This is a genomic window from Actinosynnema sp. NPDC023658 (assembly GCF_040639995.1).
Taxonomy (GTDB): Bacteria; Actinomycetota; Actinomycetes; order Mycobacteriales; family Pseudonocardiaceae; genus Actinosynnema.
This window is the reverse complement of record NZ_JBFAAX010001121.1, coordinates 1-1700: the sequence shown is the minus strand read 5'-3', so window position 1 is coordinate 1700 and position 1700 is coordinate 1. Positions and strand designations below refer to the sequence as shown.

Here is a 1700-nt window from a genome sequence, read left to right as displayed (position 1 = left end):
GGTCGGCCGGCTCGGGTGGACCGTGGTGTCGGAGAAGCCCGGCGCGGAGCTCGCCCTGCCCGTCAACGACGTCCGCCGCCACGCGAAGCTGGTCGCGTTGATCGCCGCGCTGGCCGCGCTGTTCGGCTACGGCTGGTTGCTGTTCTCCGTGCTCGGCCCGCTGCGCCGGGTCGCCCGCGCCGCCGACCGGCTCGTCCGCGGCGACCTCCAGTCGGTCATCTACCCCCAGCGGCACGACGAGGTCGGCACCATCGCCTCGTGCCTGGAGATCTGCCGGCAGGCGGTGGTCCAGGGCTCCGACCGGCTCGGCGAGGTGCGCCGGCCGCAGGGCGCGGCCACCGACCCCACCCAGTTCCTCAAGCCGGTGGACAAGTCCGCGGCCCACACCGCGTCGCACCGCCCACCCGTCCGCCGCACGCCCGCCCGCTCGCCGCGCGCCCGGGCCGGGAAGGGCTCCGCGTGACCTACCTCTACGTCGTCTTCGTCCTGCTGACGCTCGGCATGTTCACCGCGGGCGTGGTCGAGCAGCGCCGGCACCTGGCCCACCTCGCCGGCATCGAGCACCGGGTCCTGGTCAACGGCATCCGCGGCAAGAGCTCCATCACCCGCCTGTGCGCGGGCGCCCTGCGCGGCGGCGGCCTGGTCACCACGGCCAAGACCACCGGCACGGCCGCCCGGTTCATCCACCCCGACGGCAGCGAGGAGCCCGTCTACCGCAAGTGGGGCATCGCCAACGTCGTGGAGCAGATCGGCATCGTGCGCCGCGCCGCGGCCTACCGCTCCGACGTGCTGGTCATCGAGTGCATGGCGGTCATGCCGGACCTGCAGGAGATCAACCAGAGCAAGCTGATCCGTTCCACCATCGGCGTGCTGTGCAACGTCCGCGAGGACCACCTCGCCGAAATGGGCCCGACCCTGGACGACGTGGCCCGGTCGCTGAGCCGGTCCATGCCGGTGGGCGGCGTGTGCGTGACCGCGGAGGTGGACCGGCTGCACATCCTGGAGCAGGAGGCGGCCAAGCGGAACTGCGAGCTGATCGCGGTCGACCCCGAGTCGGTCACCGACGAGGACATGGCGGGGTTCACCTGGGTCACCTTCAAGGAGAACGTCGCCATCGCCCTCAAGGTCGCGGAACTGCTGAGGGTGAACCGGCGCTCCGCGTTGGCGGGCATGTGGTCCGCGCCTCCGGACCCCGGCGTGCTGTCGGTGCACACCCGCGTGGCCGGCGACAAGCGGATCAAGCTGGCCAACGTCTTCGCGGCCAACGACCCCGAGTCCACCCTGATGAACATCGAGCGGCTGCTGGAGCAGGGGTCCATCGCACGCCCCCTGCACGTGGTCGTCAACTGCCGGCCGGACCGCGTGGAGCGCAACCAGCAGATGGGCGCGCTGATCGCGCGCATCGACCCCGACCGGGTGGTGCTCATCGGAGAACCGACCCGCAGCGCCCTGTCCACCGTGGACGAGCGGTGGCGCGACCGGGTGACCGACCTCGGTGGCGCGCGTGGTCCGCAGGAGCTGCTGGACGCCGTCCTGGCCGAGGTCGAGTCGACCGCGTCGTTCGTGGCCATCGGCAACATCCACGGCCAGGGCGAGGTGTTCCTGGAGGCCGTCGAGCACCTCCCGGAGCCACCGTCGGAGGAGGAGCGCCGGGAGCCGCGGCCCGCAACGGCGGAGCGGCCGGCGGCCCGCCCCCGCCC

General features: G+C 72.8%; 2 protein-coding genes. Both read left to right on the top strand.

Annotated elements, in window-relative coordinates:
- The coding region (locus AB0G02_RS38740) for a HAMP domain-containing protein (RefSeq protein ID WP_360805052.1) at positions 1 to 463 on the top strand (463 nt) is incomplete at its 5' end.
- A partial coding sequence (pgsB, locus tag AB0G02_RS38735; RefSeq protein ID WP_360805049.1) for a poly-gamma-glutamate synthase PgsB occupies positions 460 to 1700 on the top strand: 1241 nt, incomplete at its 3' end. The genes AB0G02_RS38740 and pgsB, both read left to right, overlap by 4 nt.